This window comes from Pseudomonas sp. 300 (assembly GCF_055803035.1).
This window is the reverse complement of record NZ_JAVLRV010000012.1, coordinates 1-598: the sequence shown is the minus strand read 5'-3', so window position 1 is coordinate 598 and position 598 is coordinate 1. Positions and strand designations below refer to the sequence as shown.

The window sequence follows — 598 nt, the reverse complement described above, 5'->3', positions numbered from 1 at the left end:
CGACACGCTGATCGGCGGCGGTGGCAACGACACCTATTACCTCGATCAGGCTGCGGAACTGGCGCTGGTACAGGAAGACGCCGATAACGGCACCGACCAACTCTATGTCGCCTACGCCGCCAAGGCGTCGACCAGCGTGATCGACCTGAGCCAGAACAACCTGCTCAACGTCGAGAACGTGACCGTCACCGGCATCGGGGCCTTCAGCGTGATCGGCAACGACCGGAACAACACCCTGATCGGCAACGCATCGATCAATGTCCTGCAAGGCGGCGCCGGCAATGACTGGCTGGACGGCGGTCTCGGGGCGGACAGCCTCAGCGGTGGCACGGGCGACGATGTCTACATCGTCGACAACGTCGGTGACAAAGTCATCGAACTGGCCGACGAAGGCCGCGATCTGGTCAAGGCCTCGGTCAGCTACAGCCTGTCGGCCAATGTCGAAGACGCCCTGTTGCTCGGCGCTGCCGCCGTGAACCTCACCGGCAACGAACTGGCCAACACCCTGACCGGCAATGCCGCCGCCAACATCCTCAATGGCGGTGCGGGTGCCGACACCTTGATCGGCGGTGCCGGCAACGACACCTATGTGGTGGAT

General features: G+C 63.4%; 1 protein-coding gene. It reads left to right on the top strand.

The genetic code is table 11. The features are described from left to right. On the top strand, positions 1–598 hold a 598-nt coding region (locus Q7W83_RS29420), incomplete at both ends, for a calcium-binding protein (RefSeq protein WP_473658512.1).